The sequence below is a fragment of the Heyndrickxia coagulans DSM 1 = ATCC 7050 genome (assembly GCF_000290615.1).
Taxonomy (GTDB): Bacteria; Bacillota; Bacilli; order Bacillales; family Bacillaceae_C; genus Weizmannia; species Weizmannia coagulans.
Map to the genome: position 1 here is coordinate 1 of NZ_ALAS01000098.1, position 16,894 is coordinate 16,894.

The window sequence follows — 16,894 nt, forward strand, 5'->3', positions numbered from 1 at the left end:
CAAGTGAAGCACGGTAGCCGAAAGTGTACAAAAAGAGTGTCTTGGAATACCCGATATTTAAACCTTGTCGAGAAAAACTTGACACATACGTGGAAGTGATTGAACAAAAGATTAAAAGAAATGTAAAATCAATTCAAGAGGAAAAGCCGGCAACAAGAATACCGTTAAGCCAGGAGGTCATGGAAATTTTCGAAAAATTACGCAGGGGGAAAAGATGAGCGGTTGACGATTGAAAATTCTGTACTGTATAATAGCTTTTATCGAATGCTCTTGGGGGGATACAGGTGAACCTGAACATTGAGGCAGCATATGAAGAAAGATATGGCACGATGCAGGACGAAGAGTTGGTTGAACGGATACACAACGGCGAAAGCGAAGCGCTGGATTACTTGATCCAAAAATACAGAAACTTTGTCAGGGCAAAAGCGCGTTCTTACTTTATCATCGGGGCCGACCGCGAGGATATTATCCAGGAAGGCATGATCGGTCTGTATAAGGCCATACGCGACTACAGAGAGGACAAGCTCACGTCTTTCAGGGCTTTTGCTGAATTATGCATCAACCGGCAAATGATTACCGCAATTAAGACTGCCACCCGCCAAAAGCACATACCGCTTAATTCTTACATTTCCCTGGACAAGCCAATTTATGATGAAGAATCCGACCGTACGTTGATGGATGTCATCACCGGCGCGAAAATTTCCAATCCTGAAGAATTGATTTTAATCCGCGAAAAATATGTCCGTATAGAAGTAAAAATATCCGAGCTGTTAAGCGATCTGGAAAGAAAAGTGCTCGCCCTTTACCTGGACGGGCAGTCCTACCAGGAAATTTCAGAAGAATTGAACCGCCATGTAAAATCAATTGATAACGCTTTACAACGCGTCAAAAAGAAGCTGGAGCGCCTGTTGGAAAGGAGGGAGCTGACATACTGAAAAGGTGTTGTAAGCCGTATTTCCGCCAGGCCGTTTTTCCCGGATGCAAGTGCGGCATTAAGGCGTACAAAAAGCTATCTTTCAATGCCTGGTATTCAATGCTTTCGGGAAAAACCCGGCACATCCCTTCTTCTGCTACTGATTGACACAAGCTTTCTGCCGTGTTATGTTGATTTGTAGGATTTTATGTTTTGATACGATACCGGTACGGAACCGGCGGCGCCCAAAAGACTCTCCCGGTTTTCCGGGAGAGGTTCTTTACAGCGGCAGGTTCCGTTAACGCCGTAAGACCATAAGACAGCTGGTGATGAGATGCAGAAAAAAATGGTACTTGCCTGTTCGGTTTGCGGTTCGCGCAATTACACGACCACAACGGGCAACGGAAAGGCTGAAAGAATGGAATTAAAGAAGTTTTGCAAGCACTGCAACGAACACACCATCCACCGCGGCACAAAATAACAACGAACATGAGCTTACTTGGAGGTCTTAAATACATGTCCATCACAAAATTTTTTCGTAATGTAGCTTCCGAAATGCGAAAAGTCAGCTGGCCGGGGCGCAAAGAGCTGGTCAAATACACGATTACAGTCCTTGTAACGGTTGCTTTCCTGACATTGTTCTTTATTGTCATCGATCTCGGCATTTCCGCAGTGATCCGGTGGGCTGAAAACTCATTGTAAAATGATCATTTTACACTTGAATATCCAATGATAAAACATGGTATAATGGGAGTATCATAAGCAACGACTCAAACCCGATTAGCGGGTTTTTTCATTTGCCCAAAAAATCAAAAGACCAACAGGGAGGGACGGACATCAAGTCCTATTAGATGGAAAAAAACTGGTATGTTGTCCATACGTATTCAGGCTATGAAAATAAAGTCAAAACCAATTTGGAAAAGCGCGTAGAATCGATGGGGATGCAGGATAAAATTTTCCGGGTAGTAGTGCCGGAAGAAGAAGAACTTGAAATGAAGAATGAGAAGAAAAAAGTGGTGAAACGAAAAGTTTTCCCGGGCTATGTCCTGGTGGAGATGGTGATGACGGATGATTCCTGGTATGTCGTCCGGAACACGCCGGGCGTCACCGGTTTTGTCGGGTCGTCGGGAGGCGGTTCCAAGCCGACGCCGCTTTTGCCTAAAGAAATTAATACCATCTTGAAACGGATGGGCATGGAAGAAAAACGGGCCGATGTTGACTTTGAAATCGGCGAGACGGTTACGGTAAAAGAAGGGCCGTTTGCAAACTTTGCGGGCAAGATTGTGGAAATGGACCGCGACAAAGGTAGGGCAAAAGTCATGGTCAATATGTTCGGGCGGGATACACCGGTAGAACTCGTTTTTGAACAAATTGATAAAATATAACGGGATAAAACTTGAAATCCATGTGCTGAGATGTTAATATGTTATAAGTCAGTATGTTCTTTGCGGATGGCCCGCCTAACCGGGCACCCGCATGAACAGACACAATGCAATCACATGATTCTTATGATACACTCGTGACACGGTCATGAGATGAATTGGCTTCGGATATGGCTTGCCTTTTTGTCTTGCCAATTGTCCGGCTAACCGCAGGAACTTGCGGGGATAGCCTGCGAAGACAACGAAGCATGTTTCGGTGTCTGCAGGAAGCTCGCGGCTTCAGCCGTGGGGGGTTCAATCAAATAGATGAGTGGGAGGGCTCAGCCCCTGTTACCACATCACGGACTTAAGGAGGTGTGTCTCGTGGCTAAAAAAGTAGTAAAAATTGTTAAATTGCAGATTCCTGCCGGTAAAGCAAATCCTGCACCGCCTGTTGGTCCTGCACTGGGCCAGGCCGGCGTCAATATTATGGGATTTTGTAAAGAATTCAACGCTCGTACTGCAGATCAGGCAGGCTTGATTATACCTGTTGAAATCACGGTATTTGAAGACCGTTCATTTACATTCATCACAAAAACCCCGCCAGCTGCAGTTCTGCTGAAAAAAGCAGCCGGCATTGAATCCGGTTCCGGCGAGCCGAACCGTACAAAAGTGGCAACTGTGAAGCGTGACAAAGTGCGTGAAATCGCAGAAACAAAAATGCCTGACTTAAATGCGGCAAGTGTTGAAGCGGCAATGCGCATGGTGGAAGGCACGGCGCGCAGCATGGGGATTACGATCGAAGACTGATCCATGCAGTACTGGTTATGTCCAACGGGGTTGCGATGCGATACTGGCTCGCAACCTTTTTCGTGGGAGGTTATTCCGTTAAAACCACATTCGAGGAGGAAATACAAATGGCGAAAAAAGGAAAAAAATATGTTGACGCTTTGAAACTCGTTGACCGTTCCAAAGCTTACCCGGTTCAGGAAGCCATTGAACTGGTGAAAAAAACAAGTTTTACAAAATTTGATGCAACAGTTGAAGCTGCATTCCGCCTCGGCGTTGACCCGAAAAAAGCGGACCAGCAAATCCGCGGTGCTGTCGTGCTTCCAAACGGAACAGGGAAAACCCAGCGCGTGCTTGTTTTTGCAAAAGGCGAAAAAGCAAAAGAAGCGGAAGCAGCCGGTGCGGATTATGTCGGCGATACTGACTACGTCAACAAAATCCAGCAGGGCTGGTTTGATTTTGATGTCATCGTGGCAACGCCGGATATGATGGGCGAAGTTGGTAAACTCGGGCGCATCCTTGGGCCTAGAGGATTAATGCCGAACCCGAAAACCGGCACGGTAACATTTGATGTGACAAAAGCGGTCCAGGACATTAAAGCCGGTAAAGTCGAATATCGTGTTGACAAAGCGGGCAATGTCCATGCCCCGATCGGGAAAGTCTCTTTTGAATCGGAAAAGTTGGTTGAAAACCTGTCAACCTTGTTTGACACATTGATGAAAGCAAAACCGTCAGCTGCAAAAGGCACTTACATGAAGAATGTTTCTGTCACATCGACCATGGGGCCTGGCATCAAAGTAGACCCGTCTTCTTTTGTGGCAGCAAAATAATGATTTGACATGCTGCCTGCGGGCTGCTATAATTAAGAACGGTTTTAAAAAGTAAACATTTGTACCGTAGACAGCAGGTGCCGGAGGGCTTAATTTCCTGCCGAGGTAATGCGTATAAATCCGGGGGCGCCTTAAGGCCTCCGCATGCATGAAACCTCCATGTCTCGGGATATGGAGGTTTTGTTTTGGTATAAATGTTCATCAAGAATATCTGTAGGAGGTGTCAAGATGGGCAGTGCAATTGAACAAAAGAAACAACTGGTGGATGAAATCACCGATAAATTCAAATCAAGTACAGCCGTTGTGGTTGTCGATTACCGCGGTTTAAACGTGGCTGAAGTAACTGAGCTGCGTAAACAGCTGCGCGAAGCGGGCGTTGAATTTAAAGTGTATAAAAACACGATGACGCGCCGTGCTGTAGAAGCAGCTGGGATGGACGGATTGAACAGCGCGCTGACCGGCCCGAATGCGATCGCATTCAGTACGGAAGACGTGGTTGCGCCTGCGAGAATCCTTAATGATTTCGCAAAAGACCACGAAGCTTTGGAAATCAAAGCAGGTGTCATTGAAGGCAATGTTGCAACCGTTGATGAAATCAAAGCACTCGCAACGCTTCCTTCACGGGAAGGCCTGCTTTCCATGCTTCTCAGCGTACTGCAGGCGCCAATCCGCAACTTTGCTCTTGCTGCAAAAGCAGTCGCAGATCAAAAAGAAGAACAAAGCGCATAAGTTTTACGGAATATACTTTAAAAAATATCTTGTAGGAGGATATGAAAATGACGAAAGAAGAAATCATCTCTGCTGTCAAAGAAATGACAGTGCTTGAATTGAACGATCTTGTGAAAGCCATTGAAGAAGAATTCGGCGTAACCGCTGCTGCACCGGTTGCTGTTGCTGGCGGCGCTGCAGGCGGGGAAGCTGCTGCAGAAAAAACGGAATTTGATGTTGTGCTGACTGAAGCCGGCGCACAAAAAATCAAAGTCATCAAAGTTGTCCGCGAAATCACAGGCCTTGGCCTTAAAGAAGCAAAAGAACTTGTTGACAATGCTCCAAAACCGCTTAAAGAAGGCGTAGCGAAAGAAGAAGCCGAAGAAATTAAAGCGAAACTTGAAGAAGTTGGAGCCGGCGTAGAAGTGAAGTAAGGCCCTTTTTAAAGAAAAAGCCCGCATTTGGCGGGCTTTTTTCAACATCTCTTCTTCCTGAATCCTCCAAGAAAGAGTGGGACTTTTCATGGCTGAACATTACTACTCGCAAAACCCAGAAGCAAAGCATCAACCGATAGATTTCACCTTTACATTGAGAGGGCATGCCTTTCATTTTCAAACAGACCAAGGGGTTTTTTCAAAAAAAGAAGTCGACTTCGGCTCCCGCGTTTTGCTCGATCTTGTGGCCATGCCCGAAACGGAAGGGCCGGTCCTTGATATGGGTTGCGGTTACGGACCGATCGGCCTCGCGCTTGCAAAATCTTTTCCCGGCCGCCATGTGCATATGGCGGATATTAATACAAGAGCGGTCGAGCTGGCAAAGAAAAATGCTGCCCGGAACCATATTTCAAATGTTTCCATATACGAAAGCAATCTTTTTGAAAATGTGAAAAGCGGCCCGTTTGCCTTGATTGCCACAAATCCCCCGATCCGCGCCGGAAAGCAGATTGTGCACCGGATTTTTGAAGAAAGTTACCAATATCTCGCAAACAACGGCGAACTTTGGGTGGTCATCCGGAAAAAGCAGGGAGCCCCTTCTGCCAGGAAAAAATTAGAAAGCATATTTGATGAGGTAAATTGTGTTGGAAAAGAAAAAGGATATTTTGTTTTTAAAGCCAAAAAAATTTGACTCCCGATTTCATATATGTTAAAATCATAAAATGCCAATAGATTAAGGTTCTTTATGCAATCTAAGCTATACTTGTCAAGTATATATTTTGGATGAATTGGAAAATACTTATAAAATCATAAGATTGTCATGCGATATGTGGTTTTTTCATAAAAAACCCTTTTTCTTTTTGCCTTAGCTTTATTGTTGTTTGACGAAAGATGCAAACAAAACGCTTGATTTGAGGGGTGAATCAGTTGTCACATCAACTAGTTCAGTATGGACGGCACCGCCAGCGCAGAAGTTACGCGCGCATCAAAGAAATTTTAGAGCTGCCAAACCTTATCGAAATCCAAACCGCATCTTACCAATGGTTCCTTGACGAAGGTTTGCGTGAAATGTTCCAGGACATCTCTCCGATCGAGGATTTTGCCGGAAACCTGTCGCTGGAGTTTATTGACTACAGCCTCGGCGAACCGAAATATTCCATCGACGAATGCAAAGAGCGCGACGTAACGTACGCTGCTCCGCTTCGTGTAAAGGTGCGCCTTGTCAATAAGGAAACCGGTGAAGTAAAAGACCAGGACGTATTCATGGGCGATTTCCCGTTAATGACCGAAACGGGGACTTTCATCATTAATGGCGCGGAACGTGTTATTGTATCCCAGCTTGTCCGTTCCCCTAGTGTTTATTTTAACAGCAAAATGGACAAAAACGGGAAATACGGCTACACCGCAACGGTAATTCCGAACCGCGGCGCCTGGCTTGAATATGAAACAGATGCGAAAGATGTGGCTTATGTCCGCATCGACCGCACAAGAAAACTGCCGATTACCGTTCTCCTCAGGGCGCTCGGCTTCGGCTCCGACCAGGAAATTATTGATCTGATCGGCGATAATGAGTACTTAAGAAATACGCTTGAAAAAGATAATACCGAAAGCACGGAAAAAGCGCTTCTTGAAATATATGAACGCCTCCGTCCGGGCGAACCCCCGACCGTTGAAAATGCAAAAAGCCTGCTGATTTCGCGTTTCTTTGACCCGAAACGCTATGATCTGGCCAATGTCGGGCGTTACAAAATGAATAAAAAGCTTCACCTGAAATTCCGCCTGTTCGGGCAACGGCTGGCTGAATCGATCGCAGACCCTGAAACCGGCGAAATCATCGCGGAGGAAGGAACCGTTTTAGACCGGCGTACGCTTGATAAAATTGTGCCTTTTCTCGAAAAAGGCCTGAAGTTTGAAACGTACAGCCAGGCTGGCGGCGTTGTTGATGATGATATCACATTGCAGTCCATCAAAATTTATGCCCCGATTGACGATAACGAAAAAGTCATCAATGTAATCGGAAATGCTTATGTCGATGAAAGCTATAAACATATTACACCTGCGGATATTGTGGCTTCCATCAGCTACTTCTTTAATTTGCTGCATGGCGTCGGCAATACAGATGATATCGACCACCTCGGCAACCGCCGTTTACGGTCTGTCGGCGAATTGCTGCAAAACCAGTTCCGCATCGGCCTTTCCCGGATGGAACGCGTTGTCCGAGAAAGAATGTCGATCCAGGACATTAATACTATCACGCCGCAGCAGCTGATCAATATTCGTCCGGTCATTGCGGCCATTAAGGAGTTTTTCGGCAGTTCACAGCTGTCCCAGTTTATGGACCAGACAAACCCGCTTGCGGAACTGACCCATAAACGCCGGTTGTCGGCGCTCGGCCCGGGCGGTTTGACCCGTGAGCGCGCCGGGATGGAAGTGCGTGACGTGCACTATTCCCACTACGGCCGCATGTGCCCGATTGAAACGCCTGAAGGCCCGAACATCGGGTTGATCAACTCTTTATCAACTTATGCAAAAGTAAACCGTTTTGGTTTTATCGAAACGCCTTACCGCAGGGTTGATCCGGATACAGGGCGTGTTACGGAGCATATTGATTATTTAACGGCTGATGAAGAAGACAATTACGTCGTCGCACAGGCGAACGCACAGCTGGATGAAAACGGCTTTTTCGTTGACGATGAAGTATATGCGCGTTTCCGCGGTGAAAACATTGTTGTAAAAACAGACCGCGTTGATTATATGGACGTTTCGCCGAAGCAGGTTGTATCGGCTGCAACGGCATGTATTCCGTTCCTTGAAAACGACGACTCGAACCGTGCGCTGATGGGTGCAAACATGCAGCGCCAGGCGGTTCCGCTTATGAAGCCGCAAGCGCCGATTGTCGGAACCGGGATGGAATATGTCAATGCGAAGGATTCCGGCGCGGCACTCATCTGCAAATATGACGGCATTGTTGAACATGTGGAAGCCCGGGAAATCTGGGTGCGCCGTGTGATCGATGTCGACGGACAGGAAGTAAAGGGCGACCTTGACAAATACCGCCTGCAAAAATTCAAACGTTCCAACAATGGCATGTGCATCAACCAGCGCCCGATTGTGAAAAAAGGCGACCGTGTGGTAAAAGGCGAAATTTTAGCGGACGGCCAGTCAATGGACCAAGGTGAACTTGCCCTTGGCCAGAACGTGCTCGTTGCCTTTATGACATGGGAAGGTTACAACTATGAAGATGCCATTATTATGAGTGAAAAACTTGTAAAAGAAGATGTGTATACTTCTATCCATATTGAAGAATACGAATCTGAAGCACGCGATACAAAACTCGGGCCGGAAGAAATGACCCGTGATATCCCGAACGTAGGGGAAGATGCTTTGAAAAACCTTGACGAACGCGGGATTATCCGGATTGGTGCTGAAGTAAAAGACGGCGATTTGCTTGTCGGAAAGGTCACCCCGAAAGGCGTTACGGAATTAACGGCGGAAGAACGTCTGCTCCATGCGATTTTCGGTGAAAAAGCGCGCGAAGTCAGGGATACATCACTCCGCGTTCCGCACGGCGGCGGCGGTATCGTGCTCGATGTCAAAGTGTTTACACGTGAAGCCGGGGATGAACTTCCGCCTGGCGTGAACCAGCTTGTCCGTGTCTATATTGTACAGAAAAGGAAAATCCACCAGGGCGACAAAATGGCCGGGCGCCACGGGAACAAAGGGGTTATCTCCCGGATTCTTCCGGAAGAAGATATGCCTTTCCTCCCGGATGGGACACCTGTCCAGATCATGTTGAATCCGCTCGGCGTGCCTTCACGGATGAATATCGGGCAGGTGCTTGAACTCCACCTCGGCATGGCAGCCAAAAAACTCGGCCTCCACGTTGCGACGCCTGTATTTGACGGCGCACGTGAAGAAGATGTATGGGAAACGATTGAAGAAGCCGGCATGGCGCGCGATGCAAAAACGGTCCTTTATGACGGCCGCACCGGTGAACCTTTCGACAACCGTGTATCAGTCGGGATTATGTATATGATCAAGCTCGCCCACATGGTTGATGATAAACTGCATGCCCGCTCAACAGGCCCTTACTCGCTTGTCACCCAGCAGCCGCTTGGCGGTAAAGCACAGTTTGGCGGCCAAAGGTTTGGCGAAATGGAAGTATGGGCGCTTGAAGCCTACGGCGCAGCCTATACGCTCCAGGAAATCCTGACTGTTAAATCGGACGATGTTGTCGGCCGTGTGAAAACTTATGAAGCGATCGTCAAAGGGGAAAATGTCCCTGAACCGGGTGTCCCGGAATCGTTCAAAGTGCTGATCAAAGAACTTCAAAGTTTGGGACTGGACGTGAAGATTCTTTCCGGCGACGACGAGGAAATTGAAATGCGCGATCTCGAAGACGACGATGACCTGAATCAGGCCGATACGCTGAATATTGCGCCCGAGACAAAAGAAGAACCGGAAGGAATCGGGGCATCCAAAGACTAATCGTTTATGTTGCTTGGAACAAACAGAGGCTTTTGCCCGGATTGTATGCATTCGTACAATCCGGCTTCTGTTTCTGTTTCTTCTGCGTGTGTTTTAAGGTACGAACCTAAAGACGAAAGGGAGGCTGGCCCCTTGCTGGATGTAAATAATTTTGAGTACATGAAAATCGGTCTTGCTTCACCGGATAAAATCCGATCCTGGTCATACGGTGAAGTAAAAAAACCGGAAACAATCAACTACCGGACGTTAAAACCTGAAAAAGACGGGCTTTTTTGCGAACGGATTTTCGGGCCGACGAAAGATTGGGAATGCCATTGTGGGAAATATAAACGCGTTCGTTACAAAGGCGTGGTTTGTGACCGCTGCGGCGTGGAAGTAACAAGATCAAAAGTGCGCCGGGAAAGAATGGGGCATATTGAACTTGCCGCCCCTGTTTCGCATATTTGGTACTTCAAAGGGATTCCAAGCCGCATGGGCCTTGTGCTTGACATGTCCCCGCGCGCCCTGGAAGAAGTCATTTACTTCGCATCTTACGTCGTAACGGAAGCAGGCGACACTTCTTTGGAAAAGAAACAGCTTCTTTCCGAAAAAGAATACCGTGCCTACCGTGAAAAATACGGCAACAAATTCCAGGCAGGCATGGGCGCGGAAGCCATTAAAAAGCTGCTGCAAGATGTAGATGTCAACAAGGAATGCGAAATGCTGAAAGAAGAGCTGAAAGTTGCCCAGGGGCAGCGCCGTACACGCGCCATCAAACGCCTTGAAGTACTGGAAGCTTTCCGTAATTCCGGCAATAAACCGGAATGGATGGTGCTGGATGTTCTCCCGGTCATTCCGCCCGAACTGCGGCCAATGGTACAACTGGAAGGCGGCCGCTTTGCAACATCCGACTTAAATGATTTGTACCGCCGTGTGATCAACCGGAACAACCGCCTGAAACGCCTGCTTGATCTTGGCGCACCAAGCATCATTGTCCAAAATGAAAAACGGATGCTGCAGGAAGCCGTTGACGCTCTGATTGACAACGGCCGCCGCGGACGTCCGGTAACCGGCCCGGGGAACCGCCCGTTAAAATCGCTTTCCCATATGCTGAAGGGGAAACAGGGCCGTTTCCGCCAAAACCTGCTCGGGAAGCGGGTTGACTATTCCGGCCGTTCCGTTATTGTTGTCGGCCCGAACCTGAAAATGTACCAATGCGGCCTGCCGCGCGAAATGGCGATTGAACTGTTCAAGCCGTTCGTGATGAAAGAACTGGTTGAAAAGGGCCTCGCCCATAATATTAAAAGCGCAAAACGGAAAATTGAACGTTTGCAGCCTGAAATTTGGGATGTCCTTGAAGAAGTCATTAAAGAACACCCTGTCCTGTTGAACCGTGCGCCTACTTTGCACAGGCTCGGGATCCAGGCGTTTGAACCGACGCTTGTGGAAGGCCGTGCGATCCGTCTTCATCCGCTCGTATGTACGGCATACAACGCGGACTTTGACGGCGACCAAATGGCGGTCCACGTTCCGTTATCCGCTGAGGCACAGGCGGAAGCGCGCATGCTGATGCTTGCCGCACAAAATATTTTGAATCCGAAAGACGGGAAACCGGTCGTTACCCCGTCCCAGGACATGGTACTTGGCAACTACTACTTAACGCTTGAACGTGAAGATGCAGTCGGTGAAGGATCTGTCTTCAAAGATGTAAATGAAGTGTACACGGCTTATTATAACGGCTACGTGCATTTCCATACGAGAATTGCCATTTATGCCGGGTCGCTGAACAACCCGACGTTCACGGAAGAGCAAAACAAGAAGCTGCTGATTACCACAGTCGGGAAAGTGATCTTCAATGAAATTTTGCCGGAGAGCTTCCCATATATTAATGAACCGACGAAAACAAATCTTGAAGAAAAAACGCCGGATAAATACTTTGTTGATCCTTCGATTGACGTAAAAGCGCATATTAAAGAACAGCCGTTAATCCGCCCGTTTGTAAAAGGCTTCCTTGGCAGCATCATTGCCGAAGTGTTCAAACGGTTCAAGATTACGGAAACATCCAAGATGCTCGACCGCTTAAAAGATCTTGGCTTCCATTATTCGACAAAAGCCGGGATTACCGTTGGTGTTGCGGATATCGTCGTTTTAGGCGAGAAGGAAAAAATTCTTTCGGATGCCCAGAAAAAAGTCGATACGGTCATGAAACAGTTCCGCCGCGGTTTAATTACCGAAGACGAACGCTATGACCGCGTTATTTCGATCTGGAGCGGGGCTAAAGACACGATCCAGGGCAAACTGATGGAATCGCTCGATAAACGGAACCCGATTTTTATGATGAGTGACTCGGGGGCCCGGGGTAACGCGTCGAACTTTACACAGCTTGCCGGCATGCGCGGTTTGATGGCCAACCCGGCCGGCCGGATTATTGAATTGCCGATTAAGTCCAGCTTCCGTGAAGGCTTAACCGTGCAAGAGTACTTTATTTCGACGCACGGTGCCCGTAAAGGCCTTGCCGATACTGCCCTTAAGACGGCAGACTCGGGTTATCTGACACGCCGGCTTGTTGATGTGGCGCAGGATGTCATCATTCGTGAAGACGACTGCGGCACAGACCGCGGGCTTTTGATCAGTGCGTTGAAAGAAGGCAATGAAATCATTGAATCGCTTGAAGAACGGTTAACCGGCCGTTATTCAAGAAAAACGATCAAACATCCTGAAACAGGCAAAGTGATCATTGAGGAAAACGGCTTTATCACGGAAGATATCGCGAAGGAAATTGTCGATGCCGGCTATGAAAAAGTCTGGATCCGTTCGGCCTTCACTTGCAATACCCGCCATGGCGTATGTAAAAAATGCTACGGCCGCAACCTTGCCACCGGCCAGGAAGTGGAAGTCGGCGAAGCAGTCGGGATTATTGCCGCCCAATCAATCGGCGAACCTGGCACACAGCTGACGATGCGTACATTCCATACAGGCGGTGTTGCCGGGGATGACATCACACAAGGTCTTCCGCGTATTCAGGAATTGTTTGAAGCCCGGAACCCGAAAGGCCAGGCTGTCATTTCCGAAGTGGAAGGCGTTGTTACTTCCATCAGCGAAGGGCGCGACCGCCAATATGAAATTGTCGTTCAGGGCGCTGTCGAAACGCGCACCTATACGGCCCCTTATACTTCCCGCTTGAAAGTGGCGGTAGATGACCACGTCGTGCGCGGGCAGGAGCTGACGGAAGGTTCCATTGACCCGAAAGACCTGTTGCGTGTCACGGATGTCACAACCGTACAGGAATACTTGCTTCGTGAAGTACAGAAAGTTTACCGGATGCAAGGAGTGGAAATTGGCGACAAACACATTGAAGTGATGGTCCGCCAAATGCTGAGAAAAGTAAGGGTGCTCGATGCCGGCGACACGGATGTCCTGCCGGGAACATTGCTTGATATCCATCAGTTCGGTGAAGCGAATGAAAAGGCGCTCAAGGAAGGCAACCGCCCTGCAACAGGCCGCCCTGTTCTGCTCGGGATTACAAAAGCTTCCTTGGAAACCGATTCGTTCTTATCGGCAGCCTCCTTCCAGGAAACGACCCGCGTATTAACCGATGCGGCGATCAAGGGGAAACGCGATGAACTGCTCGGCTTGAAAGAAAACGTCATTATCGGGAAACTGGTTCCTGCAGGGACGGGCATGACCCGCTACCGCAAAACGGTTCCTGAACTGGTGAAAAAGGAAGAAGAAGTGCCGGCTGAATAATGCGGCGGCAGCACCGGCAAAAACCGGTGCTGCACCTTTTTCTGTTTTTTAGCAAAAAAAAGCATGGCCTTTTTTACACGGGCTGTTGACTTTAGATTTTCAAAGTGATAATATATTCAAGGTGCTCCTATGAATACCTGTATACTTTGGAGGATATTGCGATGTCTTATGAAAAAGTAAATCAGGCGAAAAGAATCGTTGTAGGGACAAAACAAACAGCGAAAGCGATAAAGTCCGGAAATGTGGATGAACTGCTCGTTGCCAGAGATGCTGATCCGAATATTACGGGCAAAGTCATTTCCGTTGCCGAACAATTCAATGTGCCGATTACGTATACCGAGTCGAAAAAACAACTCGGAAAAGTATGCGGCATTGAAGTCGGAGCTGCAGCTGTTGCACTTATTTATTAAACACTTTTTGCGGGAGAATCCGCAAAAATTTGTTTTTGCCATTAAATGAACCACCTGGATGTGTGGACTTAAATTGTTCGAAGGGAGGAAAAACAGATGCCTACTATTAACCAATTGGTGCGCAAACCTCGTAAATCAAAAATCGAGAAATCCAAGTCACCTGCGCTGAATAAAGGCTATAACAGTTTCAAAAAAATCAATACCGATCTTTCTTCACCCCAAAAACGCGGTGTATGTACCCGTGTGGGGACGATGACTCCGAAGAAACCGAACTCGGCGCTCCGTAAATATGCCCGTGTCCGTTTAACAAACGGTATTGAAGTAACGGCTTATATCCCTGGGATCGGCCATAACCTGCAGGAACACAGCGTTGTTTTAATCCGTGGCGGACGTGTAAAAGACCTGCCTGGTGTACGTTACCACATCGTGCGCGGTGCGCTTGACACTGCCGGTGTTGACAACCGGAAACAAGGCCGTTCGAAATACGGGACGAAAAAACCGAAAGAAAAGAAATAATAAGAACGATAACCATACTTGAAAGGAGGATCATTTATGCCACGTAAAGGACCTGTCGCAAAACGCGACGTATTACCGGATCCGATTTACAATTCGAAACTGGTCACACGTTTAATCAACAAAATGATGATCGACGGCAAGAGAGGGAAAGCCCAGACTATCCTGTATTCTTCCTTCGATATTATCCGTGAACGCACTGGCAAAGATCCAATGGAAGTTTTTGACCAGGCATTGAAAAACATTATGCCTGTACTTGAAGTAAGAGCTCGCCGTGTCGGCGGCGCAAACTATCAGGTGCCGGTTGAGGTGCGCCCGGAACGCCGGACAACTTTAGGGCTTCGCTGGCTGGTCAATTATGCCCGCCTTCGCGGAGAAAAAACAATGGAAGAACGGCTGGCGAACGAAATCATGGATGCGGCCAACAATACAGGCGCTGCCGTGAAAAAACGCGAAGATACGCATAAAATGGCGGAAGCAAACAGAGCGTTTGCGCATTATCGCTGGTAATATTCCGATACTCCTACATTACACCTATTAAGGAAGGAGAAAGTACGAGATGCCAAGAGAGTTCTCCTTAGAAAAGACTCGTAACATCGGTATCATGGCGCATATCGATGCCGGTAAAACTACAACAACCGAGCGTATCCTTTATTATACCGGCCGTATTCATAAAATCGGCGAAACGCATGAAGGTGCGTCTCAAATGGACTGGATGGAGCAGGAACAGGAGCGCGGGATTACGATTACTTCCGCTGCTACAACAGCGCAATGGAAAGACCACCGTATCAACATCATTGACACCCCGGGACACGTGGACTTCACCGTTGAAGTTGAACGCTCCCTTCGTGTCCTTGACGGTGCGGTTGCTGTCCTCGATGCCCAGTCCGGCGTTGAGCCCCAGACTGAAACCGTTTGGCGCCAGGCAACGACTTACGGTGTACCGCGGATTGTATTTGTCAATAAGATGGATAAAATCGGGGCCGATTTCTTGTATTCTGTCAGCACCCTGCATGACCGCCTGCAGGCAAATGCACATCCGGTCCAATTGCCGATCGGTGCTGAAGACAACTTTGTAGGGATCATTGACCTTATTGAAATGAATGCAACTTTCTACGGCGATGATCTCGGCACGAAAATTGAAGTGCGCGAAATCCCGGATGAGTACCGTGATCAGGCGGAAGAATATCATGAAAAACTGCTTGAAGCAGTTGCTGAAGTTGATGAAGATATTATGGAAAAATATCTTGGCGGAGAAGAGATTTCAAAAGAAGAACTGAAAGCTGCCATCCGCAAAGCAACCTGTAATGTTGAATTCTTCCCGGTACTGTGCGGCTCGGCATTTAAAAACAAAGGTGTCCAATTAATGCTGGATGCGGTTGTTGACTATCTGCCTGCGCCGACGGATGTTCCTTCCATCAAGGGGACGCTTCCGGATACAGGGGAAGAAGTATTCAGGCATTCCAGCGATGATGAGCCATTCTCGGCTTTGGCCTTCAAAGTCATGACAGACCCGTTCGTTGGTAAACTGACATTCTTCCGTGTTTATTCAGGCACATTAAGCGCTGGTTCTTATGTCAAAAACTCGACAAAGAACAAACGCGAACGCATCGGGCGTATTTTGCAGATGCACGCAAACCACCGGAAAGAAATCGACATGGTTTATGCCGGCGATATTGCTGCTGCTGTCGGCTTAAAAGACACGACAACAGGCGATACGCTTTGCGACGATAATAATCCGGTCATCCTTGAATCGATGGAATTTCCGGAACCGGTTATCCAGTTGTCGGTTGAACCGAAATCGAAAGCCGACCAGGATAAAATGACGACGGCGCTGCAAAAACTGCAGGAAGAAGACCCGACTTTCCGTGCCCATACGGATCCGGAAACGGGACAAACGATCATCGAAGGTATGGGTGAGCTTCACCTCGACATTATCGTTGACCGCATGAAACGCGAATTCAAAGTTGAAGCCAATATCGGTGCGCCGCAAGTTGCGTACCGTGAAACATTCCGCAAATCCGCAAAAGTCCAAGGTAAGTTTGTACGCCAATCCGGCGGCCGCGGGCAATACGGGGATGTTTGGATTGAATTTTCACCAAACGAAGAAGGAAAAGGCTTTGAGTTTGAAAATGCGATTGTCGGCGGTGTCGTTCCGCGCGAATACATTCCGGCGATCCAGTCCGGCCTTGAAGATGCCATGCAGCGCGGTGTACTTGCCGGCTATCCGCTCGTTGACATTAAGGCAAAACTGTATGACGGTTCTTACCACGATGTGGACTCGAGTGAAATGGCATTTAAAGTGGCTGCCTCCCTTGCATTGAAGAATGCAGCATCCAAATGCGATCCGGTCCTGCTTGAACCTGTCATGAAAGTGGAAATTGTCATTCCGGAAGAATATCTCGGCGACATCATGGGACAAGTTACAGCCCGCCGCGGCCGTGTGGAAGGTATGGAAGCACGCGGAAATGCCCAGGTTGTCCGTGCCATGGTTCCGTTGTCCGAAATGTTCGGTTATGCTACAGCACTCCGATCCAGCACGCAAGGACGCGGTGTCTTCACGATGACATTTGATCATTATGAAGAAGTGCCGAAGTCCATTGCGGAAGAGATCATCAAAAAAAATAAAGGCGAATAATTGATTTATTGCCTTCAATGAAGTATAACTTTACTAGGTTGGTTCAAAGCGCTTTAAAGCTGTCCTTTCAGCTTTAAAGCATCC

15 protein-coding genes and 1 other annotated feature are annotated in these 16,894 nt (G+C 48.0%); all 15 genes read left to right on the top strand.

The window, feature by feature from the left end; translation table 11 throughout:
* Positions 1-329 precede the first annotated feature (329 nt).
* The 15 genes from sigH (at position 330) to fusA (ending at position 16,810) form a co-directional block, all read left to right on the top strand.
* The gene (gene sigH / locus IC21_RS04275; RefSeq protein WP_050996493.1) at positions 330-935 is read left to right on the top strand and encodes an RNA polymerase sporulation sigma factor SigH; all 606 of its coding nucleotides are present in this window, start codon (positions 330-332) and stop codon (positions 933-935) included.
* Positions 936-1,247: 312 nt separating this feature from the next.
* A complete protein-coding gene (gene rpmG, locus IC21_RS04280) occupies positions 1,248-1,394 on the top strand; it encodes a 50S ribosomal protein L33 (RefSeq protein ID WP_017551231.1) in 147 nt (48 codons plus the stop codon).
* 35 nt (positions 1,395-1,429) lie between these two features.
* Positions 1,430-1,615 (top strand): preprotein translocase subunit SecE, encoded by a 186-nt coding sequence (secE, locus tag IC21_RS04285; RefSeq protein WP_017551230.1) that lies wholly within the window; start codon positions 1,430-1,432, stop codon positions 1,613-1,615.
* A gap of 149 nt (positions 1,616-1,764) precedes the next feature.
* Entirely contained in the window at positions 1,765-2,298 is a 534-nt protein-coding gene (gene nusG / locus IC21_RS04290) for a transcription termination/antitermination protein NusG (RefSeq protein WP_017551229.1), read from the top strand.
* A 360-nt stretch (positions 2,299-2,658) separates the two neighbouring features.
* Positions 2,659-3,084: a 50S ribosomal protein L11 gene (rplK, locus tag IC21_RS04295; RefSeq protein ID WP_014096513.1), complete on the top strand. Its 426-nt coding sequence runs from the start codon at positions 2,659-2,661 to the stop codon at positions 3,082-3,084.
* A 107-nt stretch (positions 3,085-3,191) separates the two neighbouring features.
* Positions 3,192-3,893, top strand: coding sequence for a 50S ribosomal protein L1 (rplA, locus tag IC21_RS04300; RefSeq protein ID WP_017551228.1), 702 nt, complete (start codon positions 3,192-3,194; stop codon positions 3,891-3,893).
* A gap of 46 nt (positions 3,894-3,939) precedes the next feature.
* Positions 3,940-4,086: a sequence feature (ribosomal protein L10 leader region), on the top strand.
* Between the two features lie 35 nt (positions 4,087-4,121).
* Positions 4,122-4,622 (top strand): 50S ribosomal protein L10, encoded by a 501-nt coding sequence (gene rplJ / locus IC21_RS04305; protein ID WP_013858067.1) that lies wholly within the window; start codon positions 4,122-4,124, stop codon positions 4,620-4,622.
* A 47-nt stretch (positions 4,623-4,669) separates the two neighbouring features.
* Positions 4,670-5,035, top strand: a complete 366-nt coding sequence (rplL, locus tag IC21_RS04310; protein ID WP_017551227.1) for a 50S ribosomal protein L7/L12 — start codon at positions 4,670-4,672, stop codon at positions 5,033-5,035.
* An 88-nt stretch (positions 5,036-5,123) separates the two neighbouring features.
* Positions 5,124-5,726, top strand: coding sequence for a class I SAM-dependent methyltransferase (locus IC21_RS04315; protein ID WP_013858069.1), 603 nt, complete (start codon positions 5,124-5,126; stop codon positions 5,724-5,726).
* A gap of 236 nt (positions 5,727-5,962) precedes the next feature.
* Positions 5,963-9,523, top strand: coding sequence for a DNA-directed RNA polymerase subunit beta (gene rpoB, locus IC21_RS04320; RefSeq protein ID WP_019722056.1), 3,561 nt, complete (start codon positions 5,963-5,965; stop codon positions 9,521-9,523).
* A gap of 132 nt (positions 9,524-9,655) precedes the next feature.
* Positions 9,656-13,249, top strand: a complete 3,594-nt coding sequence (rpoC, locus tag IC21_RS04325; RefSeq protein ID WP_017551224.1) for a DNA-directed RNA polymerase subunit beta' — start codon at positions 9,656-9,658, stop codon at positions 13,247-13,249.
* Between the two features lie 161 nt (positions 13,250-13,410).
* Positions 13,411-13,659, top strand: a complete 249-nt coding sequence (locus tag IC21_RS04330; RefSeq protein WP_013858072.1) for a 50S ribosomal protein L7ae-like protein — start codon at positions 13,411-13,413, stop codon at positions 13,657-13,659.
* A 96-nt stretch (positions 13,660-13,755) separates the two neighbouring features.
* On the top strand, positions 13,756-14,175 hold the full coding sequence (gene rpsL / locus IC21_RS04335) for a 30S ribosomal protein S12 (protein ID WP_014096504.1): 420 nt from the start codon (positions 13,756-13,758) through the stop codon (positions 14,173-14,175).
* A 36-nt stretch (positions 14,176-14,211) separates the two neighbouring features.
* Positions 14,212-14,682 carry a 30S ribosomal protein S7 gene (gene rpsG, locus IC21_RS04340; protein WP_013858074.1) on the top strand — a complete coding sequence of 157 codons (471 nt, stop codon included), beginning with the start codon at positions 14,212-14,214 and terminating at the stop codon, positions 14,680-14,682.
* A gap of 49 nt (positions 14,683-14,731) precedes the next feature.
* Positions 14,732-16,810 (top strand): elongation factor G, encoded by a 2,079-nt coding sequence (gene fusA / locus IC21_RS04345; protein ID WP_017554004.1) that lies wholly within the window; start codon positions 14,732-14,734, stop codon positions 16,808-16,810.
* Positions 16,811-16,894: the final 84 nt, after the last annotated feature.

Excerpts from the sequence above, each read along its gene's own strand:
- sigH (WP_050996493.1), top strand. The coding sequence starts at position 330 with ATGCAGGACGAAGAGTTGGTTGAACGGATACACAACGGCGAAAGCGAA.
- rpmG (WP_017551231.1), top strand. The coding sequence starts at position 1,248 with ATGCAGAAAAAAATGGTACTTGCCTGTTCGGTTTGCGGTTCGCGCAAT.
- secE (WP_017551230.1), top strand. The coding sequence starts at position 1,430 with ATGTCCATCACAAAATTTTTTCGTAATGTAGCTTCCGAAATGCGAAAA.
- nusG (WP_017551229.1), top strand. The coding sequence starts at position 1,765 with ATGGAAAAAAACTGGTATGTTGTCCATACGTATTCAGGCTATGAAAAT.
- rplA (WP_017551228.1), top strand. The coding sequence starts at position 3,192 with ATGGCGAAAAAAGGAAAAAAATATGTTGACGCTTTGAAACTCGTTGAC.
- rplJ (WP_013858067.1), top strand. The coding sequence starts at position 4,122 with ATGGGCAGTGCAATTGAACAAAAGAAACAACTGGTGGATGAAATCACC.
- rplL (WP_017551227.1), top strand. The coding sequence starts at position 4,670 with ATGACGAAAGAAGAAATCATCTCTGCTGTCAAAGAAATGACAGTGCTT.
- IC21_RS04315 (WP_013858069.1), top strand. The coding sequence starts at position 5,124 with ATGGCTGAACATTACTACTCGCAAAACCCAGAAGCAAAGCATCAACCG.
- IC21_RS04330 (WP_013858072.1), top strand. The coding sequence starts at position 13,411 with ATGTCTTATGAAAAAGTAAATCAGGCGAAAAGAATCGTTGTAGGGACA.
- rpsL (WP_014096504.1), top strand. The coding sequence starts at position 13,756 with ATGCCTACTATTAACCAATTGGTGCGCAAACCTCGTAAATCAAAAATC.
- rpsG (WP_013858074.1), top strand. The coding sequence starts at position 14,212 with ATGCCACGTAAAGGACCTGTCGCAAAACGCGACGTATTACCGGATCCG.
- fusA (WP_017554004.1), top strand. The coding sequence starts at position 14,732 with ATGCCAAGAGAGTTCTCCTTAGAAAAGACTCGTAACATCGGTATCATG.